This window comes from Vibrio panuliri, from assembly GCF_009938205.1.
Lineage (GTDB): Bacteria > Pseudomonadota > Gammaproteobacteria > Enterobacterales > Vibrionaceae > Vibrio > Vibrio panuliri.
Genome location: NZ_AP019654.1, coordinates 2,702,828 through 2,729,164, shown reverse-complemented (window position 1 = coordinate 2,729,164; position 26,337 = coordinate 2,702,828). Strand labels below are relative to the sequence as shown.

Here is a 26,337-nt window from a genome sequence, read left to right as displayed (position 1 = left end):
GGAATCTCGTTTTTGGTCGAGTTTAAGATAGCTCCCCAACTCGCTCGTACCTCGCTCTTGAGGATGACAGGTCCTCGCATCGCTATACAGCCGCTATCGCCTCCACCCTGCGTTTCTCCATCTCTTCACGAATAGCAGCGCCTTTAAAACCATCGGCGATGATATCTTTTACTTGCACGCTTAAGGCAGCTTGAAAAGCGGCTTCGAAAATGGCCTTTTGTGGATAATCGATATGTTCAAGACCTTTGCGACCTTGATGATCGGCCATGCAGCAAAGCAAGATATCATTGAGGCGCTCTGGTTTGCGCCACACATCGAATTTGTTGAGGATCTTGAGCTTGGTTGCGGGTTTAAGTTCTGCCGCTCTATGGATATTAGAGTGCTGCTCACACACCATCAAAGCGAGGTCGCGATACTCATTTGGCACCCTTACTCGCTGACATAGCGACTTGATGATTTTCACACCAGTATGGCAGTGCATTTTATGGCTTGGCCATTCGCTTTGTGGCGTAACTCCTTTACCTAAATCATGCACTTGAGCAGCAAACCTTACCGTGCAGGAGTCGGAGATAAGTGAGGCTTGCTTGGCGGCCATTAAGGTATGAACACCAGTATCGATCTCTGGGTGCCACTTTTCAGGTTGCGGCACGCCAAATAGACGGTCAATTTCCGGTAAGACCACGTTGAGTGCACCACATTGGCGCAATACAGAAAGAAACACTTGCGGCTCTTGTGTGGAAAGAGATTTATGCCACTCTTGCCACACGCGCTCAGCAGTGAGGTGTTCAAGTTCGCCATCCTCGACGATCTGGGTCATCAGCGTCAGAGTTTCAGGTGCTATCGTAAAGCCTAAATGAGCGAGTTTCGCAGCAAAACGTGCTACGCGGAGTACTCGGAGTGGGTCTTCTACAAATGCCGCAGAGACATGTCTTAGAATGCGATTTTTTAGGTCTTGCTGACCATGGTAAGGGTCAATGATATTGCCTTGCTCATCTTGCGCCATTGCGTTGATGGTGAGGTCGCGGCGCATAAGATCTTCTTCCAATGTGACATCTGGTGCAAAATGACATTGAAAGCCTGTGTAACCCGCGCCTGTTTTGCGTTCTGTACGTGCAAGCGCGTGCTCTTGTTTACTTTTAGGATGCAGAAACACAGGGAAATCTTTTCCTACCGCAGTGTAGCCTTGTGCCTGCATTTCTTCTGGGGTTGAGCCAACAACGACCCAGTCTTTATCATAGACGGGTAGGTTAAGCAGATGATCGCGGACTGCTCCACCAACAAGATATCTTTGCACGTTATTCTCACTCTTAGTCGTCATTGCCTATTGCTGTAGGCAATGGTACTTTCGTTACCAATAAAATCCCAGCGATGAGTGATATGTATAACCACCATTTTGGCTTTGTTGAGTTACCATTTTCTATCGTACCTAACTCACGATTCCTCTATTTAAGTCAGCGTCATAAAGAAGCTATCTATCATCTACAAGCGGGTCTCGGAGATGGTGGTGGTTTCGCCATGCTTACCGGAGAGGTGGGCACAGGTAAAACCACTGTATCAAAAGCGATGGTTCAAGCTTTAGATAACTCGACGCAAATCGGTTCGATATTAAATCCGACCTTCTCAAGTCTTGAGTTGTTGCAAGCTATCTGTGATGAGTTTAGTTTGCCATACCCAGAAAGTGCATCAATAAAACTACTCACCGATACTATCAAACAGTTTCTGCTAGAGAGCTACCGTAGCGGCAAGCAAACTCTGGTGATCATTGATGAAGCACAACACCTCTCTGCGGAAGTGTTAGAGCAGTTGCGTTTGTTGACTAATCTGGAGACTGAGCAAAGAAAATTGCTCAAGGTCTTGTTGATTGGTCAGCCTGAGCTTCAGCAAAAACTTCAAATGCCGCAGCTACGTCAGTTAGCGCAACGTATTACAGGGCGTTATCACCTATTGCCATTAGACAGCAGCGAGACGGCGAAATACATCCAATTTCGTTTGCAACTCGCGGGCGGAAATAGCGAGTTATTCTCGAACAAGTCACTCAAGTTGATTGCAGAGGCGACACAGGGAATTCCGCGCTTGATCAACTTGGTATGTGATGCGGCGTTAAAGCGTGCTTATCAGTTAGGAGAGGCGCAACCTTCAGTTAACACAGTAACCCATGCTTGTGATGAAGTGATGAGCTTCCAACCTGCTTTTGCCAAGGCGAGAGGCATTGTTGTTCCAAAGAGATCGAACAAAGGGCGCTACCTAGTTTCCGCAACGTTGGGGGTGCTACTCGCTGGGTTGAGTTGGCACTATTCATCGGCTTTGTTTGATTCTCATATTCAAGCCCAGCTAGAAAGCCAGTTTCCACCGAAAGCGAATATTGTTGAGCAGCGAGAGATTTTTCCGGTAGAAGTTGGGCAGTTACTCAGCTCTCCGTCGTCTTTAGCTAAGGGATTAACGGAACTTTACTATGCGTGGGGTTATCGAGCTTCGGTGGTCGATAAAATGTGCCTAGAGAGTGATGAAGCGCAATTTAGCTGCGAGCGTCGAAGTGGGGACTTTAATCAGTTACTGGAGCAAAACTTACCGGTGGTATTGACGTTAACTTACCAAAATAAGACTCGTTATGCGGTACTGTATCGTGCCACTCCAGAGCGTGTTCAATTACTTATTGATAGCCAACGAGTTGAGTTTGAACGGCGCTGGTTAGAGCAAATTTGGCATGGCGAATACCATCTTATCTGGCAGCGTTTGTGGCCCAATACTCTAAAGCCAGGCATGGTGGGTGGACAGATTGCCAGTCTTGATTCTGCTTTGTCTAAGGTGCTTGAATTGCCGTTGGAACACAACGATATGTATGGTGATAGTCTCAAGCAGAAGGTGAGTTTATTCCAGCGCTGGCAAGGCTTGAGTATTGATGGCATTGCGGGGCAAAGAACCTTGCAACGCTTGGAGTTACTCGCACAAAGTGATAGTGCGCCACACCTTTCAGTTTTGGAGGGCATTTAATGGCAAATCTATTACAGTCCCTGCAAGAGTCTCAACAGGGCTATCAACAACATAATCCCAATAACTTGCAAGTTGCACCTAATCAGACGCAAAAGCCGACGAGAGCGCTGCCTGTATGCCTAGCACTTGTTTTAGTACCTTCAGCGTTGGCAACGGTGGCCTCGGTAGCAATGCGTTATTCTGAGGCGCGTGACAACTGGCTTGCGAGCAATACTGGAGGAGTCGAAGTGGTAGAGGTCTCTGCACCGACGTTGCTTCTTGATTACCCCGATGTCGGCGTTTTGCTTGATACTCAGCGAAGAGTATTTGAGTTACCCCAGCAAGTGCACTCTGTGGAGGATACTCAGCCAGAAAGTTCATCAAAGAGCACCTCTACGACAGTGGCATCCGCAAAAGAGTTGCCGGAGCAATCAGATGATTTGCTCGAAGGGATCGACTTATCTTCCTTGTCACCTGATATTGCACAAAGGCTTCAAGCGGCAATTCAATCTGACTCGCCTATCGAGCAAGAGAGTGAAACAGTGCAAAGTTCGCCTCTCAATTCTGAAGTGGCGCAGTGGGCCGGTAAATTGCCAGCTCTGAACTTCCAAACCCATGTTTATTCATCCGACCCCAACAAGCGTTGGGTAAAAGTGAATGGTGTAGAGCATCAGGAAGGTGAGTGGTTAACTGATGGTGTGCAGTTGATTGCGATTGAAGCGCAAGCATGTGTTGTGGAGTTCGACAACCAGCGTATAGAGATTCCGGCACTGTATGATTGGCAAGGATAGTATCTGCTGAAATAAAAAGAAGGTCACCGAGGGTGACCTTCTTTCTATCTAAATTATGCCCAACCTGCTGGCGAACGTTTTCTACGCGGGATAATGTGCGGTAGGATCAAACCTAGTAACAGGCCGATGCCAGCAACACCACCACCGTAGGTGAAGTACTTCAACAGTAGGTCATCTTTTTGCGTATCAAGTTTCGCACGTAGATTGCGAACTTCGGTTTGTGATGCTGTCAGTTGTTGGTTCATCTCTGCGTAGCTTTTCTCTAGCTCAGAGATTTGGCTATTGCGTGTCTCTAGAGAATCAATCAAGCCCGCTTTTTCCTTATTGGCGTGCTCATTGGCATTCGCTAACTTGGCTTTAACCTCCGCTAACTCTTTCTCGAGACGAGGAAGACGCGTTGTCATGCTCTCTTGAGTGGTGACAAAGTTAGTTGCAATCCAGCCTTTACGGCCACGGTTATCGACAATTTGGCTATAGCCAGTTTCTTTGTTGTTCGCGACTAGCGAAACCTTCTCACCTGCATTAACACTACCAATAATGCGGTACTGATTACTCGGACCAGAATGCATGTAAGTGAAGAGATTATCAGAGATGTAGCGATCTTTTGCCATTGCAGAAGGCGCTGCAATGATACAAGCGAAGATCATTAAAACCAGTTTTTTCACGGTAAATCCTTTAACAGTCATCAAGCTTTCAGGGAAGGGTAAACCCCGAGATGCAAATAGTAAGAAGTTTCTATTTCCGGTGCAACAAAGAAGGGAGGCTTAGCCTCCCTTTCTGCGTGTTTGAGTCAATAATGACAGTCAGTTTACATTGATCTGACTTATATTTGATTAAGCAAACGAGGCTTGGATAGCGTAGAAGAAGATAACAGCCAACAGCGCGCCTGCTGGTAATGTCACAATCCAAGATGCAACGATGTTGCGTACTACACCAAGGTTTAGTGCTGCGATACCGCGAGCAAAACCAACGCCAAGTACCGCACCTACCAATGTTTGCGTAGTAGAGATAGGTAGACCTGTACCTGATGCAAGCACTACAGTACATGCTGTTGCAAGCTGTGCTGCGAAACCGCGGCTTGGCGTCAGTTCAGTAATACCTGTACCAACGGTTGCCATTACTTTATGACCTAGTGTCGCTAGACCGACAACGATACCGAAACCACCTAGTGGAAGAATCCACCAAGCAATTGTGCTCTTCGCTGTCACTTCACCTAGGTGTTCAACTGTAGATACAACTGCAGACAGTGGACCAATCGCATTAGCTACGTCGTTTGAGCCGTGTGCAAATGCCATCGCACAAGCGGTGATAACCATCAATACGCTGAAGATGCCTTCTACACCAGAGAAGCCATGGTCGTCTTCACGGTCAGCAAATTTCTTCTGAATGTAGATGTAACCACCTACCATCACTAGCGCAGAAACACCTGCTGCCCACATCCACGCTTCAGTGTTTGATAGGTGCAGACCTACGTGTTTTAGACCTTTCTTAATAGTTACCAGTGCGATAACCATTGTCGTGATGAACATGTAAACTGGTACAAAGCGCTTCGCGTTAAATAGAGGTTTCTCTGTATCGAAGATCAGTCGTTGTGCACTAACGAAAATCACATACGCAAAGAAGCCAGAAATAACTGGAGTAATAATCCAGCTACCTACGATACCTTGAACACTGCTCCAATCGACTGCTTCAGTGCCAACTGATACACACGCAAAACCGATGATCGCACCGATGATTGAGTGAGTCGTTGATACTGGCCAGCCCATGTATGAAGCGAGCAATAGCCATGTACCTGCAGCAAGAAGTGCAGACATCATGCCGTATACAAGCACGTCTGGTTGTGAAGCGAATAGAGAAGTTTCGATAACACCTTTACGGATCGTATCGGTTACTTCACCACCCGCTAGGTAAGCGCCCGCGAATTCAAAAATCATCGCGATAATAATCGCTTGTTTAACCGTTAGCGCTTTGGAGCCAACAGATGTGCCCATAGCGTTAGCTACATCGTTAGCACCAATACCTACAGCCATCATAAAACCAAAAATAGCTGCAACAATAATCAGGACAGTGCCATAGTTCGCAAGGATATCCATCGTAATACCTAGTTGTTTGATAATAAGCGGAGCCAAATTTTAAACACGAGAAAACCCCTTAAGCGTCGAAATACTCATCGCCTAACTGGGGTGTGTTTTAAAGATGTCTCGTTATTGAGTTAACTTACATTTATGAGCGGGATAGCATCACTTCTAATCGAGCACCTACGCGCTGTGCTTGATCGGCAATACCGCCAACCCATTCTAAAATCTTATAAAGGAACATCACGTCGATAGGATTCAAATCGTGTTCAATCGCCATTAATTGTTGGCGAAGTTGGATCTGCATCGCATCGGTGTCATCTTCAATCTTGTCTAGTTGATTGATCATCTCTGCTACAAGAGTGACCTCTCGACCTTTGAAACCTGTTTCCAATAGTTCATCCAGCTCGCTGATCACTTTCTGCGCTTGCTGAGCTGCATCGAGGCAACGTTTAACGTAAGCGATAAAGTTTTCTTGAAGAGGAGCAGGAATTGCTAATCGGCGGCCAAAAACGCGACCTGCGATATCTTTAGCAAGATTTGCGAGTTTGTCTTGCTGTGTCAGTAGCTCTAGCATGTCGCTACGATCCACAGGCATAAACAAACCTCGAGGAAGTTTGATACGAATTTCGCGCTTGAGTACGTCCGCTTCTTTCTCTAGGTGAGAAATTTGAGCACGAATTTCAGATGCTTTCTCCCAGTCACCTTGAGCACAAACCTCAAAGAAGTTTACTAGGTGAGAGCAACATTCATTAACGCACACTACGTGACGCTGCAAAGGCTTAATTGGGGACTTTGCAAATAACCCCATAATTGTATTTACTGGCATGGTCATTCAACCTACTAAATATAACCCATAAGTAACAATACACCCTTTAGGGGTGAAATGTTGTGCGATGGCTATAAAGGCGCGCATGGTAACGCATTAAATCCATCATTAAAACTGTTTTAGATCATCAATTGAGCGATATTTCGCTCTTGCCGAGCAAGAAATATCGCAATATCCTGTCTCTATCTGCTTTGAAAGGTATAACTATGGAAACCGAGATAGAACTGAAGTTTTTTGTTTCTCCAGATTTTTCAGAAACTTTACGTCAAAAAATTTCTGAAGCAAAGATACTTCAGCATAGCTGTCGTGAGCTGGGTAACACTTATTTTGATACACCGGAAAACTGGCTAAGACAGCACGATATTGGCCTTAGAATTCGCCGTTTCGATGAAGTGTTCGTGCAAACGGTAAAGACAGCTGGACGAGTGGTTGCCGGCTTACATCAGCGCCCAGAATATAACGCTGAACATTCCTGTAATGATCCAGATCTCACTTTGCACCCTGGCGATATTTGGCCGATGGGTAAAGATATTGAAACATTACAAGCAGAACTTGCTCCACTTTTCTCCACCAATTTTACTCGTGAACAGTGGTTGATTGCGATGCCTGATGGCAGCCAAGTTGAAGTAGCGTTCGACCAAGGAGAAGTGCTTGCGGGTGAAGAACGTGACACCATCTGTGAAGTCGAGTTAGAGCTGAAGTCGGGTCAAACTGATGCGCTATTTACGCTGGCGCGTAGTTTAAGCGATAACGGCGGGATGCGCTTGGGCAACTTAAGTAAAGCGGCTCGCGGTTATCGTCTCGCCCACGGTTATGATGGCGATGAAGTTCAAGCAATGGATTTGGTGGCAACAGATAAAAATGACACCGTTGAGTCTTGCTTGATTATCTCGCTTGAGCATGCGCTATCTCATTGGCATTACCATGAGCAAATCTATTGTGAACGTGAGTCTATTGATGCGTTACACGAGATAAAAAACTCCATCAGTTTTATTCGTCAAACCTTAACCATCTTTGGTGATATCGTTCCTCGTAAAGCGAGCGCATTGATTCGACAAGAACTGAAATGGCTTGAGCAAGATCTTGAGTGGATCAAGCAATACGACTATCTAGAAGATTTACTCGAAGATAAAGGTCATGCATTACGTAAGTTGGATGCGCGTAAATTCCTGATCAAAGAGTTGAGTGAAATCCAACACGAGTTACCGTCACGTGAGGATATGCTGGCACAGTTTAACTCCGCTCGTTATACCGCATTGCTGCTTGATCTTAGCCGATGGATATTAACTCGCGGCTGGCAACCTTTCCTTGACGATAAGTCTCGTCAAGCGATGGCTCAGAACATACTGCCATTTTCGGTTGAGCAACTTGAGCGTACATGGCATGAGTTGATGCAAGCTTTCCCACCAGAGAAAGTGATGAACCCACAAGACTACATCGATCAGCAGTATGGCTTAATGCGTAACTTGTATACGGGTGTTGGTTTTGCCAGCCTCTATGATGCGGACGAGCGTAAGAGTTTCCGCCTACCATGGGCTGACTTACTACAAGGCATTGATGACTTGTTAACGCTGAAACCACTAGAGCTTATGGTTGATAGGCTGGAAGGGGATGAGCGAGAGCAGCTTGAACGCTGGTTGTTCCGTCAAGAGACCTCAATCTTACACGCAATGGAACAGACGCGTGTGATTTGTATTGAGGCTGAACCATACTGGCAAGAGTAATCAGATTAAGTAAAAAGAGAGCGTCAGCTCTCTTTTTTAATGCCGGTTAGCCGCATTACGACTGGTCGTGGTGGTGGTTTTCCTTATGAGAAGCGTCACCGCAGTTTTGATGCAGCTTATCAATATCTTTGCTCATCTTTCTTTCCAGCTTCTCTAGTCGTTGTAAGATGACTTGTTGCTGTTCTAACAGCATTAGCATTTGTTTTTCTTTTTGTTCTGCTTTTAGCGCCTGCATCTTACTTGGCGAGGTGATGACCGAGGTAATCAAGCCGGAAATCATACCGAACAACCCCACACCACAAAGAATAATCGCTGCCGCGACGATTTTACCTAGCTCAGTTACAGGATAATGATCCCCATAGCCAACCGTCGATATAGTCACGAGTGCCCACCACAGGGCGTCTGCCCCAGAGGTGATATTGGCGTCAGGTGAATGTCCCTCAACAAATAGCATCACGCTCGATCCCAGAGTGAGTAACACCACTAAAAGCAACAGGATTGACGCGATAGTGGTCTCTTTTCGATTACTCAACACTTGCTTGACGATACTGCGGCTCGAGCGAATCACCAAGATGACTCGCAAAATATGAAAAATCCGTGCGAAGCGCAGTGGTTCGATCATCGGCACACTGGCGATGAAATCTATCCAGTGTTTTTTCAAAAACAGCCTTTTGTTTGCGGAGCGGATCAAATCAATCGTTAGTTGTAGAAGAAAAATACTACAGATGACGAAGTCCAAGCCGATTAAAATTTGACGTGTCTCGGTTTTAATAGGAAAAAACAGTAACGCAGATATCACAAATAGTGCCATGAATGACAGAATTAGTGACAGCAAGCTCATCGGTTTGGTTTCGTCTTTGATATCATTTCTATTCATACGAGGCTCGAAATAAATATAGATACTAATACAAAAGAACCATTTTTTTAGAAGGCTCTTTTCGCTGCTGTAGAAAGATTACATGACTTAGTGGAGAACTAACAATGACAACAATGGCATTTAAGCCATGGGAACGAGTGATTACGGATATTCGTCTCGTCCCTAAGATGGCCATGCTGATGGTGTTCAGTACCTTACTGATCATCGGCAAGCAACTATGGGACGCAGAGACGTTCTACGACTCACTTCTTGCGGCAACCGGCAATGCTGCCGTCGCACGTGAACACTATGAAGCATATTTGGTTGATGTTGTATGGCAGACCATGGCCTTAATTGGCGTATTTGTCTTTGTTCTTCTTTTTGCAGCGCGGATCATGCTGCGTCAAACTCAGTACCTCAGCGCAGCCATTAAACGCATGGCAAGTGGTGACTTATCAACGGTGGTACGTCTAGAGTGCCGCGATGAATATGGTGACGTTGCACGTGAGTTAGAAAAAACCAGAGCGCAACTGCAAGATCTGATTAAAACTCAAGTGAGTTCTTCGCAAGAGCTGGCAGGCCTAACGGAAGTGATGACGTTAAGTATGTCGGAAACGAAAGAATCGGCCGAAGAAGAGTTTGAAGAAATCGATCAGTTGGCAACGGCGATGAACGAAATGACGTCAACGGTACAAACAGTGGCAGGTCACGCACAAAATGCCTCATCGTTGACAGAGAGTGCCTCGACTCAAGCTGCGACGGGGCAGCGTTTCGTTCAGGATACGGTAGGTAAAATTAGCGAACTGTCGCAAGATATTGCTGCGTCAGCGCAGGCGGTCAACCAAGTTGAAGAGAGCGTCGATAAAATTGGCAGTGTGGTAGGTACCATTCAGGGAATTTCTGAGCAAACAAACTTATTGGCACTGAATGCCGCGATTGAAGCGGCGCGTGCGGGTGAAGCTGGCCGCGGTTTTGCCGTGGTTGCAGATGAAGTGCGTAATCTTGCCCAGCGTACTCAACAAGCAACCGTTGAGATTCAGGAAATGATTTCACAACTGCAAAGCAGTGCTAACTCTGCGGTTGAGTTAATGGAGAAAAGTGTTGTTGAGGCAGCAGAGGGCGTTGAGTTGGTGACCAATGCAGGTAGTGAGCTCGATGGCATTGTGACGCAAGTTAACCAAATTAATGATATGAACTTCCAAATTGCTACCGCTGCAGGTCAGCAAAGCAGTGTGGCAGAAGAGATGAGCCAGAACCTAACCAATGTTCGTGAACTGGTTGAAGCCTCGGTGACCGTGGTGACGGAGCTGCTCGAAACGTCTGAGATCATGCAGAAAAATGCCGAAGAGCTGGATACCAAAATCGCCTCGTTCAAGGTGTGATCTCACAGACTGAATGAATAAACGCCTGCTATTGATTAGCAGGCGTTTTTTATTGGCTAAAGTTTGTTATAACTAAGCGCACATATCAAACGGGCCGTTGACCCAGTTTAAACACAGCTTTCATCTACAAGGAAGAATCATGCCGTTGCCTTCATCTCTCAACTCGATATCGCAGTCTGCATTGGAAAACTTAGCGCATTACCACTTAGATCAGCAGTGGCCAGAAGATGTTTATCACCAACTTGAATATGTCGCCGGACTGAGCCAATTTGTTATTGATGTTTTGGCAAAAGATGAGCAACTTCGTACGGAATTGCCTGCGATGTTAGCGCAATCAGAGCGAGTGAGTTTATATCGACAATTGCTATCTGAGCAGTTGATGGGATGCAGCGATGAAATGAGTGGCCAGCGCGTCTTGCGTCAGTTTAGAAATCGTGAAATGGCTTATATTGCTTGGCGTGATTTTTCTGCATCTTGGAGTTTGGAAGAGAGCTTGGAACACGTTTCGCAACTTGCTGAAGCGATGATCTTTGAAACCTATCAATGGCAATATCAAGCCTGTTGTGAACTCTATGGCACCCCTTGTAATGAACAAGGTGAAGCACAGCCTATGTTGATTATTGGTATGGGTAAATTAGGTGGTGGCGAACTGAACTTCTCATCGGATATTGATCTGATTTTTACCTATCCAGAGAATGGCGAAACTCAAGGCGCACGTCGCAGCATTGCCAATGCACAGTTTTTTACTCGCCTAGGACAGCGGATTATCAAGGCGCTCGATCAGCAAACCTTTGATGGTTTTTGCTACCGAGTTGATATGCGTATCCGCCCATTTGGTGACAGCGGGCCTTTAGTCATGAGCTATGCGGCGCTGGAAGATTACTATCAGGAGCAAGGGCGAGACTGGGAACGCTATGCGATGATTAAAGCGCGAGTCATGGGGCGTGAGATGTATCCTGAGTATCAGGAGCTGCGTCAAATGCTGCGTCCATTTGTGTTCCGTCGTTATATCGATTTCAGTGCCATTCAATCACTACGTCGAATGAAGTCGATGATCAGCAGTGAGGTGCGTCGTCGTGGGCTGAGTAACAACATCAAACTCGGCGCTGGTGGTATTCGTGAAGTCGAGTTTATCGCGCAGGTATTTCAACTGATTCGTGGCGGACGCGAACCGAGTCTGCGTCAACGAGGACTATTGGTCACGCTTGATGCTATCGAAGAGCTGGAATTGCTGAAAAAAGAAGAGGTCGTGCATTTGCGCACCGCTTATCGTTTCTTACGTCGGTTGGAAAACTTACTGCAAGCTATGGCTGACAAGCAGACCCAAACGTTACCTGATGGCGAGGTTGAGCAATTGCAATTGGCGGTTGCGATGGGGTATTCACAATGGGATCAATTGCTTGAGCAAGTTCAGCTCAATATGGCGAATGTTCACAACGTATTTACCCACTTGATTGGAGATGATGAAGAAGAGCATGGAGAAGTGGCAAAACACTTCAGTGAGCTTTGGGACATGGCACAACACAGTGATGTGATTGAAAACATCTTAGTCAATGATCTCCAAGTGGCAGAGCCGGAAAGTATGGCGAAAACCATAATTAGTTTTAAACAAGATTTGGCGAAAAAGACTCTTGGACCACGAGGTCGAGAAGTGCTCAATCGATTAATGCCAAAGATGTTTGAAGCGATATTTGCTCACCCTGATGCACAATTTGGCTTGCCGAGAGTGCTCCACTTACTGCATCGAATTGTTACGCGTACGACTTACTTAGAGTTGCTGGATGAACATAGCGCAGCACTGACCCAACTAGTGCGGTTGTGCACCGCCAGCCCGATGATTTCGGAGCAGCTTGGACGTTACCCTATCCTATTGGATGAATTGATTGACCCGCAGCACCTGTACAACCCAATTCCGTTAACGTCATATCGCACGGAGTTACGTGATTATCTAGCGCGTATTCCAGAAGATGACATGGAGCAACAGATGGAAGCTTTGCGTCAGTTTAAGCAAATCTGTATTTTGCGTATCGCTGCTGCGGATATCGCAGGTGTACTTCCTGTGATGAAAGTAAGTGATCACTTAACCTATTTATCTGAAGCGATTGTTGAGTGTGTCGTGAATCAAGCTTGGCAGCAGATGGTGGCGAAATATGGCCAGCCTAACCATCTTAAAGACCGTGAAGGTAAGGGTTTTGCTGTGGTCGGCTATGGTAAAGTTGGTGGATGGGAGCTTGGTTATAACTCTGACCTTGATATCGTGTTTATGCATGATTGCCCTGTCAGTGCGTATACTGACGGCAAGAAAGATATTGATGGACGCCAGTTTTATTTGCGATTGGCGCAGCGCATTATCCATATTTTCTCAACCCGCACCGCATCAGGCATTCTATACGAAGTGGACACTCGCTTACGTCCATCAGGAGCCTCGGGTCTCTTAGTCAGTCCAACTGATGCATTCGAAGAATATCAACGTACCGAGGCATGGACTTGGGAGCATCAAGCTTTGGTTCGAGCGCGGATGATCTATGGTGATGAGCCATTGCAAAAAGCGTTTCATGAGATCCGACATTCGATTCTCTGTTTAGAGCGCGAGCCACAACAATTGAAGCAGCAAGTGGTCGATATGCGCAGCAAAATGCGTGACCATTTAGGAGGCAAGAAAGCTGGGCGGTTTATGCTTAAACAAGACCCTGGCGGCATTACTGATATCGAGTTTCTTGCTCAATATCTGGTGCTCAATTTTAGCCATCAAAAACCGAAGCTAACTCGGTGGTCTGACAATGTGCGTATCTTTGAATCTTTGATTGCACAAGGCATTATGGATGAAGGGCAAGCGTTAGCAGTGACAAACGCTTACACATCAATGCGTGACCAAATCCATCGACGCAATTTGCTTAACTTAGATGCGGATGTGGCTGACGAAAAATTCACTCAAGAGCGCCAACTCGTGGTCGATACATGGCAACAATGGTTAGGCTAGCGTTATCTTGCTGGGTAAAGAATCTAAAGGTTTAGCCCGTTTAGGGGCTATGATAAACTTTGTCATGAATTAAATAGTGGAGTTACATGATGAAACCAATCCTACCTGACTACAGTCAAGCGGGTGTGCTAATTATTGGTGACGTAATGCTAGACCGTTACTGGTATGGTCCAACAGGGCGCATCTCGCCAGAAGCGCCAGTGCCAGTAGTGAAAGTCGAAAACAACGAAGAGCGTCCGGGTGGTGCTGCAAACGTAGCAATGAATATTGCCTCACTGGGTGGACATGCTCATATCGTTGGTTTAACAGGGATTGATGAGCCAGCTAAAGTCCTCAATGAGACATTGTCGGCGTTAAAAGTGAAATGTGACTTCGTATCACTACCAAACTTGCCAACCATTACTAAGTTACGTGTACTGAGTCGTGGTCAGCAGTTAATTCGTCTAGATTTTGAAGAACCGTTCGAAGGTGTTGACCCTGAACTGATTCTAGACCGAATGGACCATGCATTACCGAAAGTAAAAGCGGTGGTGTTGTCAGATTACGCCAAAGGTGCGCTTGAACACGTGCAACAGTTTATTCAAAAAGCTCGTGCAGCAAATGTTCCAGTATTCATCGACCCTAAAGGGGCAGATTTTGAACGCTACCGTGGTGCAACGCTGTTGACGCCAAACATGGCTGAATTTGAACTGGTAGTGGGTAAAGTTAAATCAGAACAAGATTTGATTGATAAAGCGCTCGGTCTGATTGAACAGTATGACTTCGAAGCGCTGTTGGTGACACGCAGTGAAAATGGCATGACGTTGATCCGTCGTGGACAAGAGCCGTTCCACTTACCAACTCAAGCCAAAGAAGTGTTCGATGTAACTGGTGCGGGCGATACGGTTATTTCTGTATTGGCAGCCTCTGTTTCTGCTGGCAAACCGCTAGATCAAGCATGTGCTTTAGCTAACGCTGCAGCGGGTGTTGTTGTGGGTAAACTAGGCACATCAACGCTTTCGACTATTGAACTGGCAGAAGCGATTCATGGTAGCCACGACACCGATTTTGGTGTGATTTCAGAAGCGGCTTTAATTGAAGCGGTGAAAAAGGCACAAGAACGCGGTGAGAAAGTGGTGATGACGAACGGTTGTTTCGACATTCTACATGCGGGTCATGTTTCTTACCTTAACCACGCCGCAGAATTAGGTGATCGCCTGATTGTTGCTGTAAACACGGATGAGTCAGTGAAACGTCTTAAAGGACCTGGTCGTCCGGTTAACCCGACAGATCGCCGTATGGCCGTTCTTGCTGGCCTTGGTGCAGTGGATTGGGTGGTTCCATTTGGTGAGGATACACCGCAGCGTTTAATTGCTGAAGTTCTGCCTGACTTATTGGTTAAAGGTGGTGATTACAAACCAGAAGAGATTGCTGGTGGTAAAGAAGTGATTGCTAACGGTGGTGAAGTTAAAGTGCTTAACTTTGAAGATGGCTGTTCAACCAGTGAAATCATCAACGCGATTAAAGGTGGCAAAGGTTAGTTCAACCTGACGCAGACCCCAATCAAACGCTCATCTTCGATGGGCGTTTTTTTTACTTCCGAGAGCGCTGAAAATGAAAAAGGAGCCATTAGGCTCCTTTCTTAAAATAATTGAAGATTAATCTTCTAGCTCACCGCAGAAGCGGTAGCCTTCACCGTGAATAGTCGCGATGATTTCTGGTGTACCAGATACTGATTCAAAGTGCTTACGAATACGACGAATAGTTACGTCAACAGTACGGTCATGCGGTTTAAGCTCACGACCAGTCATTTTTTTCAGTAGATCAGCACGAGTCTGGATTTTGCCTGGGTTCTCACAGAAGTGCAGTAGTGCACGGAACTCTGAGCGAGGAAGCTTGTAGCTATCGCCATCAGGGCTAACCAATGAGCGGCTGTTAATATCAAGCACCCAACCGTTGAATTGGTATTTTTCAACGCTACGCTTTTCTTCTTGAACTGAGCTAGAGTTCATTGAGCGGTTTAGTAGGTTACGTGCACGAATCGTCAACTCACGTGGGTTAAATGGTTTAGTGATGTAATCATCTGCACCGATCTCAAGGCCAAGGATTTTATCGACTTCGTTGTCGCGGCCAGTCAAGAACATTAGTGCTACGTTAGCTTGCTCACGAAGTTCGCGTGCTAGCAACAGACCATTTTTACCTGGAAGGTTGATATCCATGATCACCAAGTTGATTTGACTTTCAGTCAAAATCTGGTGCATCTCTTCACCGTCACTGGCTTCGAAAACAGCGTATCCCTCTGCTTCAAAAATACTCTTTAGTGTGTTACGAGTTACTTGCTCATCTTCAACGATAAGAATCTGCGGGGTTTGCATTGGCGTTACCTAAACTTGTGAAACAAATGTGCTAATAGAATAAATTCTAGGCAAAAACATTACTTACAGGTAATTGATTTTGACAATAAACCAAAGACTATAAAAAAACCGTTCTTTACATGCCCGCCATCCTTGGTGTTACTTTCTTTCAGAAGAGGTTCCTTATCCTCATTCATACTATTAGGCGTTTGACTCGGATTTTATAGAGTTAACAGCATGCTAACAATGCTCAAATGTTAATTCCATTCACTTTGTTGATTTATATCAAGAGATTCTTTGTAACAGATATTAATAGTAAATGACAGTTGTAAATATATTGGTTATATGATGATAGATGCTCATTTTTGGAAAGCTTACTGTGATCCATACTTCAAATTTGAAAATACAATTCCAACTGGCGATTTTGTGATAGTTACGGCGAATAATCCGGAAAGTCAGAGGCTACCAGATCAAGAAAACCTTATAAGAAATAGATGTTTGCAGTGTGATCTGGCGCTACATAATTTCGCCATTGTTGTGGTAGGCAATGTGGATTTCTCATGGTGTGAAGAGAGTTTCGCCAGCCCAATTCCCATCAATTTAGCTATTGAGCTTGGACAAAAATATCAGCAGAATGCTATCTACTTTGTTCAAGATGACCAACTCTATTTGTTATCTTGCCTGCCAGATAGAACAAAAATTAACCTAGGGGAATGGCGACATAGGATCAAATAAGGATATTAATTTCAATTCATGGAGGAAGACATGAGAGACATAACACCTGATATTTGTGACAAGTTTGAAAGTCACATAAATTACGTAAACTTACCACTAAGCAACTTTGGGCATAGAACCGCATTTTGGGGACAGATTGTCACTGTGCGTTGTTATCATGACAATTCAAAAGTACGGGAAGTACTAGGAAGTGATGGTACGGGTAAAGTTTTAGTCGTGGATGGCAATGGTTCGTGTCAACGCGCTTTGCTAGGCGATCAACTGGCTATTCTCGCTATCGAAAACAATTGGGAAGGCGTAATTGTCAACGGTGCGATTCGTGATGCCGCAATGATCGCGGAAATGGACCTAGGTGTTCAAGCTCTCGGTACTTGTCCATTGAAGACAGAAAAGCGTGGAGCGGGTGAAATCAATGTGATGCTAACCATCAGTAATCAATTGATTAAGCCTGGCGATTACATCTACGCAGACTGGAATGGCGTACTCACTTCTAATGAATTGCTGAACTGGAATTAACGGCCCTAGAAACGAAATCCGATACCGACTTCGAAACCCTGCTGCCACTCTTGATAATCGAGAGTGGCGTGCAAATCTAAATGTTCAGTAAGATGCACACGGCTTGAAACTTCAGCGGCAATACCACTTTCTTGACCTAGTGGGGCTTTCTCATCGGTATAAGAGTGCAGCGAACTTTTCAGCGATAGCTTGGGAGAGATTTGATAGCTTAAACCGCTTAAAAAACCACTCTCTTTATTTTGCTCCATTCGTGTGCCCACGTACACGTCGACTTTGTCAAACAGACTGTAGGCATACCCACTTTCGATTGTCCAAGAATCATAACTGTTCTTGTTGCTGTCGGTTGATAGGAACATTCTGTGAGGAGACTCATCTGGAGTGAATTGCAGTTTTGGAAGATCGGCAGCACTCACCCCGCAACTAAGCAAGGCTAGAGTCAGGCTAATTAGTTTTTTCATACGCCGCCTCAATCCATGTTACTTGGTCTATACATCCACTGCATACTCAATTAAAGCATAAAACTAAAGAACTAGGTGTGTTTTTTAACGAAAGATGATCAAAGTTGCTATATCTGTTCTGTTTCCAAGCAAGAATTGCTCGATAAACTCACCAGTTTGGGTAATTTCTCAGCTTAAAAAACAAAGTTTTCGTTGACTAAATGTTGGGAAATAAGGTAAACGTATCAGTAAGCAATCACATATTAGATATTTAACCATGCAATTTGACAGCCTAAACGTAATGACCACAACCATTATTATTACCGACACGACACGCGTTGGGGCAGGCTGCTAAGCGTAAGAAATTCAAAAAAAGGCCTGTATCCCAAATGGAACAGGCCTTTTTTTATACCAATTTATCGAGAATTCGGAGGAAGGGATGCGAGTTTTAAAATTTGGTGGTTCATCACTGGCGGACGCTGACCGCTTTTTGAGAGCGGCAGATATCATTGCCAACAATGCACAGCAAGAAGAAGTCGCGGTGGTGCTTTCAGCCCCCGGCAAAACCACCAATAAACTTGTCGCAGTGATTGAAGCTGCACTAAAAGGCAGTGATGCCGAAATGCAAATTGCTGAAATTGAGGATTTATTCCGCGGCCTATTGGCAGAAGTTCAGCAAACGTTGCCGAATCTTGATCCTAGTGGCTATAACCATCAACTCAAAGCGTCACTGTCTCAACTGCGCCAGTTCGTGAATGGTATTAAGTTGCTCGGTATGTGTCCTGACAACGTTAACGCCCGTATTATCAGTAAAGGAGAGCGCGTCTCAATTCAATTGATGAAAGCGGTCTTAGAAGCGAAAGGGCAGGCTGCGAGCTTGATTGACCCTGTAGAGTATTTACTGGCGAGCGGTGAACACCTTGAAGCGTTAGTTGATGTAGAACTGTCGACTGAGAACTTCCGCGCGAAGCCGCTTCCACAAGGCCACGTCAATATTATGCCCGGCTTTACCGCTGGTAATGAAAAAGGCGAGCTGGTGACGCTAGGTCGCAACGGCTCAGACTACTCGGCGGCAGTTTTGGCTGCGTGTCTACGTGCAGAGTGTTGTGAGATCTGGACGGATGTTGACGGTGTTTATAACTGTGACCCTCGTTTAGTGGCGGATGCGCGCTTACTCAAATCATTGAGTTATCAAGAAGCGATGGAGCTTTCTTACTTTGGTGCTTCGGTACTGCATCCGAAAACCATCGCTCCCATTGCCCAGTTCCAAATTCCATGCTTAATCAAAAACAGCTTTAACCCGCAAGGTGCTGGCACGCTGATTGGTCAAGATAGCGGTGAAGACAAACTGGCGATTAAAGGTATTACGACACTGAATGACCTGACCATGGTTAACGTTTCAGGACCTGGCATGAAGGGCATGGTCGGTATGGCAAGCCGAGTTTTTGGGGCGATGTCATCAGCTGGCGTATCAATTGTACTGATTACACAATCATCTTCTGAATACAGCATCAGCTTCTGTATTGAAGCTGAAGACAAAGCTCGTGCAGAGCTGGCACTGAAAGAAGCCTTTGAACTCGAGTTGAAAGATGGGTTACTTGAGCCAGTTGAATACATTGATAACGTTGCTATCGTGACGCTAGTCGGAGACGGTATGCGCACGTCACGCGGGGTTGCATCGCAGTTCTTCGCATCATTGGCAGAGGTTAACGTTAATATTGTGGCCATCGCGCAAGGATCTTCTGAGCGAGCGATTTCTGCGGTTATCCCTGAAGGTAAAATTTCTGAAGCGATCAAGGCTTGTCACGAAAACCTATTTAACTCCAAACATTTCCTTGATGTATTTGTCGTCGGTGTTGGTGGTGTCGGTGGTGAGTTGGTCGATCAGATCCAACGTCAACAGGGAAAATTGGCAGATAAAGGCATCGTGTTGCGAGTGTGTGGATTGGCGAACAGCAAAGGTGTATTGCTCGATGGTCAAGGGCTGCCGCTAGAACATTGGCGTGACCGCCTAAATGGCGCCTCAGAGCAATTTAGTCTTGCCAGCCTTAAGTCACTAGTGCAACGCAACCACATCATTAACCCTGTATTGGTGGACTGTACTTCCAGTGAGGTTATAGCCGATCAATATGCCGACTTCCTTGCTGCAGGTTTCCACGTGGTAACCCCAAACAAGAAAGCCAATACTGCTAGCATGTCTTACTACCATCAATTACGTAATGTCGCTCGTAGCTCACGTCGTAAGTTGATGTATGAAACTACCGTTGGGGCTGGACTTCCAGTGATTGAGAACCTGCAAAACCTAATTGCTGCAGGTGATGAGCTTGAGCGTTTCAGTGGCATCTTGTCTGGGTCACTTTCATATATTTTTGGCAAGCTAGATGAAGGGATGAGCCTGAGCCAAGCGACGAACATTGCTAAAGATAATGGCTTTACTGAACCTGATCCTCGTGATGATTTATCCGGTATGGACGTAGCTCGTAAGCTGCTTATCCTTGCGCGTGAAGCGGGGATGGCGTTGGAGCTAGAAGACGTCGTTGTCGACCAAGCATTGCCACCGGGCTTTGATGATTCAGGCAGTGTTGATGAGTTTATGCAGCGCCTGCCGGAAGCGGATGCCTACTTCCAAGAGCTAACGGCAAAAGCTCGTCAAGAAGGCAAAGTATTGCGCTATGTTGGCGAAATTGCAGACGGTCAATGTCGTGTGAGTATCGCGGCAGTGGATGAGAATGACCCAATGTTTAAGATTAAAGATGGTGAAAATGCGCTGGCGTTCTACAGCCGTTACTACAACCCAATCCCACTAGTGTTGCGTGGCTATGGTGCTGGTACTGAAGTCACCGCGGCAGGCGTGTTTGCCGATGTGATGCGTACACTCGGCTGGAAACTGGGGGTATAACCATGAGTCGTGGTATGGATGTAGTGGTGTATGCACCAGCGTCGATTGGTAATGTCAGTGTTGGTTTTGATGTGTTGGGTGCCGCCGTTTCGCCAATCGACGGCACGTTACTGGGTGATCGAGTATTGGTCAGTCAAGGCAGTGATGCCTTTTCTCTAAATACTGCGGGCAGTTTTGTTGCTAAGCTTCCGACGGATCCTAAAGAGAATATTGTTTACGATTGTTGGCGGGTCTTTGCCCGCGAATTAGACCGCAAAGGTGAGGAGTTATTGCCCGTGGCAATGACCCTCGAAAAGAACATGCCGATAGGGTCAGGGTTAGGCTCGAGCGCTTGTTCGATCGTTGCTGCGCTAGACGCCCTAAATCGATTCCACGGTGAGCCACTGAATGAGATGGAACTGCTGGCATTGATGGGAGAAATGGAAGGTCGAATCTCCGGAGGCGTGCACTACGATAATGTCGCACCGTGTTATCTTGGTGGTTTGCAGTTAATGCTGGAAGAGTTGGGGATTATCAGCCAAGAAGTGCCGTGTTTTGATGAATGGTACTGGGTAATGGCCTACCCAGGGATTAAAGTTTCCACGGCAGAAGCTCGCGCTATTCTGCCTTCACAATACCGCCGCCAAGACGTGATTGCACACGGGCGCAACCTTGCCGGATTCGTCCATGCTTGCCATTCGAATCAACCGGAACTTGCTGCAAAAATGATCAAAGACGTGATCGCAGAACCATATCGTGAGAAACTGTTGCCCGGTTTTGCTGATGCCCGTCAATACGCGACATCAGCAGGTGCGCTCGCTACTGGGATCTCTGGTAGTGGACCAACGCTGTTTAGTATCTGCAAAGAGAAAGATATCGCGGAGCGTGTTGCTCGATGGCTCGAACAAAATTACGTACAAAATGAAGAAGGATTCGTTCATGTTTGTCGTTTAGATAAGCAAGGTTCGATTGTGACAGGAAGTGAGCTATGAAGCTTTATAATATTAAAGAAAATGATGAACAAGTCTCTTTTGGCCAAGCCGTGCGCCAAGGGCTAGGTCGTAATCAAGGCCTATTTTTTCCATCACAACTCCCACAGTTTGATGATGTTGATGCGCTGCTCGATGAAGACTTTGTCGCGCGTAGCACCAAAATTTTATCGGCTCTAATTGGTGATGAACTTGCAACAGAGCAAGTCAATGCCATGGTTGATGCTGCATTTCAATTCCCTGCTCCTATTAAGCAGGTTAAATCTGGCGTATATGCGCTAGAGCTATTCCACGGTCCAACATTAGCGTTTAAAGACTTTGGCGGCCGTTTTATGGCCCAGTCTCTTGCCGCAGTTTCTGACGGTGGAAAGATCACGATTTTGACTGCAACTTCCGGCGACACAGGCGCTGCGGTTGCTCATGCATTCTATGGCATGGAAGATATTAATGTGGTGATTTTGTATCCGAAAGGCAAGATCAGCCCATTACAAGAAAAGCTCTTTTGTACTCTAGGTAAGAATATCCACACTGTTGCTATTGATGGTGACTTCGATGCTTGTCAGGCACTAGTGAAACAAGCCTTTGATGATGCACAGTTACGCCAAGAGATTGGTTTAAACTCAGCAAACTCAATCAACATTAGCCGCCTAATGGCGCAGATTTGCTACTACTTTGAGGCGGCTTCACAACTGACTAAGCAGCAGCGTGAAAACCTTGTGGTCTCTGTACCAAGTGGCAACTTTGGTAATTTAACCGCCGGTCTATTAGCCAAAGCGATGGGCTTGCCAGTTAAACGCTTTATCGCCGCAACCAATGTCAATGATACAGTGCCGCGCTACTTAGCCACTGGACAATGGGAGCCTAAGCCGACTATCGCAACGACATCGAATGCAATGGATGTCAGCCAGCCAAATAACTGGCCGCGTATTGAAGAGCTTTGTCAGCTGAAAGGCTGGGGATTAGATACATTGGGTAAAGGCGCTGTTACAGACGAGCAGAGTGCCGCATCAGTACGCGAGCTAAATCAACTCGGTTATCTGTGTGAGCCACATGGTGCGATAGCATACCGTGTACTTGAAGAGCAGCTTGCTGAAGGTGAAACTGGGCTGTTCTTATGCACCGCTCATCCTGCTAAGTTCAAAGAAGTCGTTGATGATATTTTGCAGAGCGATATCGAACTGCCTGCGCCACTCGCGAAACATGCTGCGATGGAACTGCTATCAGAAGATCTCGCGAATGATTTTGAAGCCTTGAAGCAAGTGCTGAGAAAAGTTCAGAAATAGAGAAAAGGTCGCGAAAGCGACCTTTTTTAATGGATACGGGAATTGGGAATGCCGATAAATGGCTTACCAAGCACTGCGTAAAACGCAGTGGGTTCTATCTAGCGATTCAAGGCAAAAATGGGCAATGATAAATGCCAGCGAATGGCTCCTAGTCGAATAACGAGCGTTGAGATCACCCCAACTAGAAATGCGGTATCGTTGCTGTAGTCCATTGCCAGTGCGGTGGTGTGGAATGCCCCGCCAATAATGCATGCCGTCGCGTAAACTTCACTTCTAAGTACCATGGGGACTTCACGAGCGAGTACATCGCGGATAATGCCGCCGCCACAGCCAGTGATCACGCCCATAATAATGGCGATCAACGCTGAGTCTTGGTACATCATCGCTTTTTCGACACCAATACCAACAAATACCGCCAACCCTACCGCATCACAAACCGGCAAAATCCACCAAGCTAGACGTTTAGGTCGACGAACAATAAGCATTGTCGCCAAACAAGTAATAAAGATAACCCATAAATAGTTGGTATCAGTGATCCAGAATACCGGTGTGGCACCTAATGCCATATCTCGAATGGTGCCGCCACCTATTGCCGTCACACTGGCTAAAACAATCACCCCAAAAGGGTCCATTTTAAGTCGCCCAGCGAGTAGAACCCCAGAAATTGCAAAAATGGCAGTGCCAAATTGGTCAACTAAATAAATTAACAAGGAATCCATGTTGTTAGGATCTCAATAGTTATAATAAAAATGTTGTGCTAATACCCAAGTAGCCGTAGACGCTTAGGTACGTATGTTGTCATGAAAATCGGCGCAGCATAGTACGAGATAATCAACGCAACCGTTAACGCTTTTGTCTGACTGTTTCGAATCGCTCACAAACTTGCTCTATCGCGAGCAGCGTTCGTTGCGTTGGTCGGTTAATCCAGTCGGACTGCAAAGTCCAAATGTGCTGGTTGTGTAATGCTTGTAACTGTGCATGCCATGGTTGCCACATTTTCGAGTTTTCGATGGCATGGCGAGAAGTAAAAATTACCTCGGGATTGGCCAGTAGAACCTGCTCTAGCCCCACTTGTGGATAAGATGCCGCACTATTGGCAAAGACATTGACGCCACCACAAAAAGAGAAAACTTCACTCGGCCAATGTCCCTTAGCCACAGTGATGATTGGCTTTTCACTTAGCTGGTAAAAGTAGCTGACAGATTGCTCCGTATGATATTTCTGCTTAAGTTGTTCTAATGACTGACGAAACTCACGAGCATTTTTTTCGCCATAGCTTGGATCATCTGCGTATTGGCTTAATTCTTCTATATTGACGGCGATGTCTTCCAATGTCGCTGCATTCGACTCATAAATCGTAAAACCGAACTGACGCAACTTAGCCAAATCTTTACTGGGATTGCCCGATGACCATGCGACGATAAGATCGGGCTGAAGGGTTATGATTCGTTCAATGTTGAGCCCTTGATAGTTGGCTACTTTTTCTAAATCCTTAGCAAACTCTGGGTAATCAGAGCGCTCGCTAACGGCAATCAGTTTGTCACCTAACCCCGCTGCATAGGCAAGTTCGGTCGCCGAGGGCGCTAAGCTAATGACTCGCTCAATCGTTTGCGCATGAAGAGAAAAGCTGACAGATAGAAGCAGTATAGCTATGCGAATCATTATAATCCTTGGTATATGACGCCCATGACTAGGCTTTGAATGACGACCCACAACCACAAACGATTGATGAGTAGTTTACGTAATTGGGCAAAGTGAAGAGCCGCGGGGGCAATACGCCCGCCGAGCTTAGCGCGTACCGCTTTTTTGCCGCTATAAATAGCAGGGCCCGCTAATGATAATTCCAGTTTACCTCCGCAAGCAATTAGCAACCAAGAAGGTCCTGGCAGAGGCCATGAGGCAGCTTGCTGCTTAATCAGAGTAAGAATATTGCTCGCGCCATTACCCGCTAAGACAAGCAGTGCGAAGAGGCGCAGCGGGATAAAGTCTAGTACGGCAAGTGCTCTGATTGCTGGAATACCAAATGGCATAAATTGTGGTCGTGATGGAGACCAAGCACGAGCGAGCTCCATTGCCATTCGATACATAAAGGCGCCAATCCCGCCGCCAATGGCGTACCAAAATAGCACGGCGACCACATTGCGTCCGTAACTCATGATTAAGGTTTCACAACCCGCTTTGCCAAGCCCAAGTAAAGATAAGGTATCGGTAGAACGGTTAACGAGAGGGGCGAGGAGCAATTTGGCTGCCGATGAATTTTCTTCGGCAAGGCGCTGGGTAAACTGATTAGCAAACTTGTCGTTATTACGCCAATCAAGCGCAAGGAGAAGAAACGCAAGCTCGTATAGTTGTGGCTGCCAAACAAGCGTTTTTAATGCCCCAAGTACCAATAACATTGGCAACATCATCAACAGCCAAGCTAAGGTGCCTGAAATCAAACTTTGTGAATAATGGGTTGGTGAGTTTACTTTGCTTGCCAGCAGCTGTGCGAATTTGTGCCACAAAATGGCTGGATGAGCTTCTCTGGGAAAAGGAAGTAACCAGTTGCAAAGCAGTGCGCCCCATAGAACCAGAAGCGCACTGTGAGCAAGCAGTTGATTAATAATATCGTCCATGAGAATCAGAGTCTGCTTACTGAGTGATTAAGCTTTTAATAGCTCAACCATTTTCACCACCATTTCTGATGAGCTTTTTGCTGCAAGTGGCAGGAACTCATCAAAACTCATACCCGCTTCTTTGTCTGCAACGTCAGAGATAGCACGAACGACTACAAATGGAACTTTGAACTGATGACAAGTCTGGGCAATGGCTGCCGCTTCCATCTCTACTGCGATAACAGAAGGGAAGTGGGTGCGAATGAATGCTTGACGCTCTGCGCTCGCCACAAAAGCATCACCGGTACAAATTAGACCGCGTACTGCGTGCGTACCTTCCATTTGTGCCAATGCTTGCTCGGCTACATCCATCAGTTTCTCGTCTGCGATAAATGCCGCTGGTTGTTGCGCCATTTGACCAATTTCGTAACCAAATGCAGTAACGTCGGCATCGTGGTGGCGAACTTCAGTTGAGATAACCACGTCACCTAAGTTTAGGCTTGAGTCAAAACCACCGGCAGAACCTGTGTTGATCACAACATCTGGTTGGTATTGTTCAAGCAAGATAGCGGTACCGACAGCCGCTGACACTTTACCGATACCAGACTGAAGTAGCACCACTTCAACACCGTTTAGTTGGCCAGAGAAGAAAGTACAACCTGCTTTGGTGACTTCTTGGCAGTTGTCGATAGAGCCTTTAAGGATGGCAACTTCTTGTTCCATCGCGCCGATGATACCGATTTTCATAGAGAATCCTGTTTGTTCAGATAGCTAGATTTTGATGGCGTAAGTGTACCAGAAACGGTGGGAATGGGAACGCACGGCTCACGCGGAGTTTCGAGAGTTGAGAATCGCGATTCGAGAGGCGGGGGTAGGGCATTTGATACTTACTATGAGTTGAGCATGTTACTGAACGTTCCCTATTCACATTTCTATACTCTCGAAGCAAAGCACAGCTTTACATT

Annotated in this window: 22 protein-coding genes and 1 other annotated feature; of the genes, 11 read left to right on the top strand and 11 right to left on the bottom strand. The window is 46.1% G+C overall.

Going from position 1 to position 26,337, the window contains the following annotated elements; translation table 11 throughout:
* Positions 1–82: 82 nt before the first annotated feature.
* Positions 83–1,318: a multifunctional CCA addition/repair protein gene (locus GZK95_RS12380; protein WP_408646682.1), complete on the bottom strand. Its 1,236-nt coding sequence runs from the start codon at positions 1,316–1,318 to the stop codon at positions 83–85.
* A 59-nt stretch (positions 1,319–1,377) separates the two neighbouring features.
* Between GZK95_RS12380 and GZK95_RS12375 the strand changes: the two genes are divergently transcribed.
* Both GZK95_RS12375 and GZK95_RS12370 read left to right on the top strand, forming a co-directional pair.
* On the top strand, positions 1,378–2,991 hold the full coding sequence (locus GZK95_RS12375) for an ExeA family protein (RefSeq protein WP_075712985.1): 1,614 nt from the start codon (positions 1,378–1,380) through the stop codon (positions 2,989–2,991).
* Positions 2,991–3,761 carry a general secretion pathway protein GspB gene (locus GZK95_RS12370; RefSeq protein WP_075712957.1) on the top strand — a complete coding sequence of 257 codons (771 nt, stop codon included), beginning with the start codon at positions 2,991–2,993 and terminating at the stop codon, positions 3,759–3,761. Before GZK95_RS12375 ends, GZK95_RS12370 begins: the two co-directional genes overlap by 1 nt.
* A gap of 53 nt (positions 3,762–3,814) precedes the next feature.
* Here the strand turns inward: GZK95_RS12370 and GZK95_RS12365 are convergent, their stop codons facing one another.
* From GZK95_RS12365 to GZK95_RS12355, 3 genes are all read right to left on the bottom strand, one after another.
* Positions 3,815–4,426: a TIGR04211 family SH3 domain-containing protein gene (locus GZK95_RS12365; RefSeq protein ID WP_075711132.1), complete on the bottom strand. Its 612-nt coding sequence runs from the start codon at positions 4,424–4,426 to the stop codon at positions 3,815–3,817.
* Between the two features lie 168 nt (positions 4,427–4,594).
* Entirely contained in the window at positions 4,595–5,854 is a 1,260-nt protein-coding gene (locus GZK95_RS12360; RefSeq protein ID WP_075711130.1) for an inorganic phosphate transporter, read from the bottom strand.
* A 130-nt stretch (positions 5,855–5,984) separates the two neighbouring features.
* Positions 5,985–6,665 (bottom strand): TIGR00153 family protein, encoded by a 681-nt coding sequence (locus GZK95_RS12355; RefSeq protein ID WP_075711128.1) that lies wholly within the window; start codon positions 6,663–6,665, stop codon positions 5,985–5,987.
* Between the two features lie 206 nt (positions 6,666–6,871).
* Between GZK95_RS12355 and GZK95_RS12350 the strand changes: the two genes are divergently transcribed.
* Positions 6,872–8,389, top strand: a complete 1,518-nt coding sequence (locus GZK95_RS12350) for a CYTH and CHAD domain-containing protein (protein WP_075712959.1) — start codon at positions 6,872–6,874, stop codon at positions 8,387–8,389.
* A 55-nt stretch (positions 8,390–8,444) separates the two neighbouring features.
* Here GZK95_RS12350 and GZK95_RS12345 read toward each other — a convergent pair whose 3' ends face one another.
* Complete coding sequence (locus tag GZK95_RS12345) at positions 8,445–9,266, bottom strand: potassium channel family protein (RefSeq protein WP_075711124.1); 822 nt, start codon at positions 9,264–9,266, stop codon at positions 8,445–8,447.
* Positions 9,267–9,370: 104 nt separating this feature from the next.
* Here GZK95_RS12345 and GZK95_RS12340 point away from each other — a divergent pair, with 104 nt between their 5' ends.
* The 3 genes from GZK95_RS12340 to hldE all read left to right on the top strand — a co-directional run bounded on the left by GZK95_RS12340 (position 9,371) and on the right by hldE (position 15,127).
* Positions 9,371–10,627, top strand: a complete 1,257-nt coding sequence (locus tag GZK95_RS12340; RefSeq protein WP_075711122.1) for a methyl-accepting chemotaxis protein — start codon at positions 9,371–9,373, stop codon at positions 10,625–10,627.
* 139 nt (positions 10,628–10,766) lie between these two features.
* Complete coding sequence (gene glnE / locus GZK95_RS12335; protein ID WP_075712961.1) at positions 10,767–13,607, top strand: bifunctional [glutamate--ammonia ligase]-adenylyl-L-tyrosine phosphorylase/[glutamate--ammonia-ligase] adenylyltransferase; 2,841 nt, start codon at positions 10,767–10,769, stop codon at positions 13,605–13,607.
* An 89-nt stretch (positions 13,608–13,696) separates the two neighbouring features.
* Positions 13,697–15,127 carry a bifunctional D-glycero-beta-D-manno-heptose-7-phosphate kinase/D-glycero-beta-D-manno-heptose 1-phosphate adenylyltransferase HldE gene (gene hldE / locus GZK95_RS12330; protein WP_075711118.1) on the top strand — a complete coding sequence of 477 codons (1,431 nt, stop codon included), beginning with the start codon at positions 13,697–13,699 and terminating at the stop codon, positions 15,125–15,127.
* A 117-nt stretch (positions 15,128–15,244) separates the two neighbouring features.
* Here the strand turns inward: hldE and arcA are convergent, their stop codons facing one another.
* Entirely contained in the window at positions 15,245–15,961 is a 717-nt protein-coding gene (gene arcA, locus GZK95_RS12325) for a two-component system response regulator ArcA (protein ID WP_075651371.1), read from the bottom strand.
* Positions 15,962–16,285: 324 nt separating this feature from the next.
* On the opposite strand from arcA, the gene GZK95_RS12320 reads away from it, so the two are divergent.
* The gene (locus GZK95_RS12320; protein WP_075712963.1) at positions 16,286–16,675 is read left to right on the top strand and encodes a DUF3293 domain-containing protein; all 390 of its coding nucleotides are present in this window, start codon (positions 16,286–16,288) and stop codon (positions 16,673–16,675) included.
* A 30-nt stretch (positions 16,676–16,705) separates the two neighbouring features.
* A complete protein-coding gene (locus tag GZK95_RS12315) occupies positions 16,706–17,191 on the top strand; it encodes a putative 4-hydroxy-4-methyl-2-oxoglutarate aldolase (RefSeq protein WP_075711114.1) in 486 nt (161 codons plus the stop codon).
* A gap of 5 nt (positions 17,192–17,196) precedes the next feature.
* Here GZK95_RS12315 and GZK95_RS12310 read toward each other — a convergent pair whose 3' ends face one another.
* Positions 17,197–17,649 carry a ribonuclease regulator gene (locus tag GZK95_RS12310; RefSeq protein ID WP_075711112.1) on the bottom strand — a complete coding sequence of 151 codons (453 nt, stop codon included), beginning with the start codon at positions 17,647–17,649 and terminating at the stop codon, positions 17,197–17,199.
* A gap of 269 nt (positions 17,650–17,918) precedes the next feature.
* Positions 17,919–18,037, top strand: a sequence feature (Thr leader region).
* Positions 18,038–18,067: 30 nt separating this feature from the next.
* Between GZK95_RS12310 and thrA the strand changes: the two genes are divergently transcribed.
* From thrA to thrC, 3 genes are read left to right on the top strand one after another with little or no spacing between them, the layout of a single operon-like run.
* Positions 18,068–20,527, top strand: a complete 2,460-nt coding sequence (thrA, locus tag GZK95_RS12305; RefSeq protein WP_075711110.1) for a bifunctional aspartate kinase/homoserine dehydrogenase I — start codon at positions 18,068–18,070, stop codon at positions 20,525–20,527.
* Positions 20,528–20,541: 14 nt separating this feature from the next.
* Positions 20,542–21,498, top strand: coding sequence for a homoserine kinase (gene thrB / locus GZK95_RS12300; RefSeq protein ID WP_075712987.1), 957 nt, complete (start codon positions 20,542–20,544; stop codon positions 21,496–21,498).
* Positions 21,495–22,778, top strand: a complete 1,284-nt coding sequence (thrC, locus tag GZK95_RS12295; protein WP_075711108.1) for a threonine synthase — start codon at positions 21,495–21,497, stop codon at positions 22,776–22,778. The genes thrB and thrC overlap by 4 nt, the downstream gene beginning before the upstream one ends.
* 98 nt (positions 22,779–22,876) lie before the next feature.
* Here thrC and GZK95_RS12290 read toward each other — a convergent pair whose 3' ends face one another.
* From GZK95_RS12290 to mtnN, 4 genes are all read right to left on the bottom strand, one after another.
* Positions 22,877–23,497, bottom strand: a complete 621-nt coding sequence (locus GZK95_RS12290; RefSeq protein WP_075711106.1) for a TRIC cation channel family protein — start codon at positions 23,495–23,497, stop codon at positions 22,877–22,879.
* Between the two features lie 124 nt (positions 23,498–23,621).
* A complete protein-coding gene (gene btuF, locus GZK95_RS12285; RefSeq protein WP_075712967.1) occupies positions 23,622–24,440 on the bottom strand; it encodes a vitamin B12 ABC transporter substrate-binding protein BtuF in 819 nt (272 codons plus the stop codon).
* A complete protein-coding gene (locus GZK95_RS12280; RefSeq protein ID WP_075712969.1) occupies positions 24,440–25,393 on the bottom strand; it encodes a cobalamin biosynthesis family protein in 954 nt (317 codons plus the stop codon). Before GZK95_RS12280 ends, btuF begins: the two co-directional genes overlap by 1 nt.
* A 27-nt stretch (positions 25,394–25,420) precedes the next feature.
* Positions 25,421–26,119 carry a 5'-methylthioadenosine/S-adenosylhomocysteine nucleosidase gene (gene mtnN / locus GZK95_RS12275; RefSeq protein ID WP_075711100.1) on the bottom strand — a complete coding sequence of 233 codons (699 nt, stop codon included), beginning with the start codon at positions 26,117–26,119 and terminating at the stop codon, positions 25,421–25,423.
* Between the last annotated feature and the right edge of the window lie 218 nt (positions 26,120–26,337).

What these genes read in the sequence shown, in the direction of transcription:
- GZK95_RS12380 (WP_408646682.1), bottom strand. Translation starts at nt 1,318, where the DNA reads ATGACGACTAAGAGTGAGAATAACGTGCAAAGATATCTTGTTGGTGGA.
- GZK95_RS12375 (WP_075712985.1), top strand. Translation starts at nt 1,378, where the DNA reads ATGTATAACCACCATTTTGGCTTTGTTGAGTTACCATTTTCTATCGTA.
- GZK95_RS12370 (WP_075712957.1), top strand. Translation starts at nt 2,991, where the DNA reads ATGGCAAATCTATTACAGTCCCTGCAAGAGTCTCAACAGGGCTATCAA.
- GZK95_RS12360 (WP_075711130.1), bottom strand. Translation starts at nt 5,854, where the DNA reads ATGGATATCCTTGCGAACTATGGCACTGTCCTGATTATTGTTGCAGCT.
- GZK95_RS12355 (WP_075711128.1), bottom strand. Translation starts at nt 6,665, where the DNA reads ATGCCAGTAAATACAATTATGGGGTTATTTGCAAAGTCCCCAATTAAG.
- GZK95_RS12350 (WP_075712959.1), top strand. Translation starts at nt 6,872, where the DNA reads ATGGAAACCGAGATAGAACTGAAGTTTTTTGTTTCTCCAGATTTTTCA.
- GZK95_RS12345 (WP_075711124.1), bottom strand. Translation starts at nt 9,266, where the DNA reads ATGAATAGAAATGATATCAAAGACGAAACCAAACCGATGAGCTTGCTG.
- GZK95_RS12340 (WP_075711122.1), top strand. Translation starts at nt 9,371, where the DNA reads ATGACAACAATGGCATTTAAGCCATGGGAACGAGTGATTACGGATATT.
- glnE (WP_075712961.1), top strand. Translation starts at nt 10,767, where the DNA reads ATGCCGTTGCCTTCATCTCTCAACTCGATATCGCAGTCTGCATTGGAA.
- hldE (WP_075711118.1), top strand. Translation starts at nt 13,697, where the DNA reads ATGAAACCAATCCTACCTGACTACAGTCAAGCGGGTGTGCTAATTATT.
- arcA (WP_075651371.1), bottom strand. Translation starts at nt 15,961, where the DNA reads ATGCAAACCCCGCAGATTCTTATCGTTGAAGATGAGCAAGTAACTCGT.
- GZK95_RS12320 (WP_075712963.1), top strand. Translation starts at nt 16,286, where the DNA reads ATGATGATAGATGCTCATTTTTGGAAAGCTTACTGTGATCCATACTTC.
- GZK95_RS12315 (WP_075711114.1), top strand. Translation starts at nt 16,706, where the DNA reads ATGAGAGACATAACACCTGATATTTGTGACAAGTTTGAAAGTCACATA.
- GZK95_RS12310 (WP_075711112.1), bottom strand. Translation starts at nt 17,649, where the DNA reads ATGAAAAAACTAATTAGCCTGACTCTAGCCTTGCTTAGTTGCGGGGTG.
- thrA (WP_075711110.1), top strand. Translation starts at nt 18,068, where the DNA reads ATGCGAGTTTTAAAATTTGGTGGTTCATCACTGGCGGACGCTGACCGC.
- thrB (WP_075712987.1), top strand. Translation starts at nt 20,542, where the DNA reads ATGGATGTAGTGGTGTATGCACCAGCGTCGATTGGTAATGTCAGTGTT.
- thrC (WP_075711108.1), top strand. Translation starts at nt 21,495, where the DNA reads ATGAAGCTTTATAATATTAAAGAAAATGATGAACAAGTCTCTTTTGGC.
- GZK95_RS12290 (WP_075711106.1), bottom strand. Translation starts at nt 23,497, where the DNA reads ATGGATTCCTTGTTAATTTATTTAGTTGACCAATTTGGCACTGCCATT.
- btuF (WP_075712967.1), bottom strand. Translation starts at nt 24,440, where the DNA reads ATGATTCGCATAGCTATACTGCTTCTATCTGTCAGCTTTTCTCTTCAT.
- GZK95_RS12280 (WP_075712969.1), bottom strand. Translation starts at nt 25,393, where the DNA reads ATGGACGATATTATTAATCAACTGCTTGCTCACAGTGCGCTTCTGGTT.
- mtnN (WP_075711100.1), bottom strand. Translation starts at nt 26,119, where the DNA reads ATGAAAATCGGTATCATCGGCGCGATGGAACAAGAAGTTGCCATCCTT.